Here is a 1,001-nt window from a genome sequence, read left to right on the forward strand (position 1 = left end):
TCGCCGGGTTCGATGCGGTATCCGCGTATCTTCACCTGGTCGTCGCTGCGGCCGAGGTATTCCAACTGCCCCTGGGGGTTCCACCGTACGACGTCGCCGGTGCGATACAGGCGTGCGCCCTGGTTGTTGAAGGGATCGGCCACGAATCGGTCGGCGGTCAGGCCTGGGCGTGCGACGTATCCGTCGGCGAGTTGTACTCCGCCCAGGTAGAGCTCTCCTGCGACACCGGCCGGGACCGGGCGCAGCCAGGCGTCAAGAATGTGCGCCGTCGTGTTGGCGACCGGTGTACCGATCGGGATGTTGTGAGTGTCGGCAGCGATGACGGCTGTTGTGCCGTCGCCGGTGACTTCGGTCGAACCGTAGAAGTTGTGCAGTACTGCTTGTGGTGCGGCTGTTCGCATGGTGTCCGCGGTGGTCCGGGTGAGTGCTTCGCCGGAGGAGACCCACGACCGGACCGTGGCCAGCGCGGCGGGTGCGCTGTCATGGCGGACCAGGACGTCGGCCAGGCTGGGCACCGTCAGCAGATGCGTGACGCGGTGCCGGGTGATCGTGTGGAGCAGGCCGGCTGGATCCTGCGCGGTTTCCGTGGGAACGACCACGATGCGGGCACCAGAGGTCAACGGGCCGAACAGCTCGGTCACCGCATCGACAAAGCCGACACCGCTCTTCGACAGCGCCACATCCTCTGGCCGGTAGTCCAGTACTTGCTGACCCCATGCGAGGCGGTTGGCGAGTGCGCGGTGCGTGAGGGCGACGCCCTTCGGGTTGCCCGTCGTGCCTGACGTGAAGATCACCACGGCGGCGTCGAGGCCGTCCAGCGGCCGGGACAGAACAGGGGCGGTCTCCTGACCGGTGGCCAGCCGCCGCTGCACTTCGTGATCGTCGATCCGCAGTACCGGTGCGGGATGTTCACCCAGTACGTGTTCATGTATCCCTGTGGTGTGGTGATCGGTGATGACCAGCACAGGTGCGGCGTCGTCGAGAATGTGCTTGATGCGTTC

1 protein-coding gene is annotated in these 1,001 nt (G+C 66.1%); it reads right to left on the minus strand.

Features of this window, described 5'->3' with window-relative positions:
• Window positions 1–1,001, minus strand: a 1,001-nt coding sequence (locus tag HLK59_RS50175; RefSeq protein WP_171148353.1) for an amino acid adenylation domain-containing protein, incomplete at both ends; no start/stop codon positions are given.

Origin of the sequence: Streptomyces sp. S3(2020) (assembly GCF_013044505.1) — a bacterium.
GTDB lineage: Bacteria > Actinomycetota > Actinomycetes > Streptomycetales > Streptomycetaceae > Streptomyces.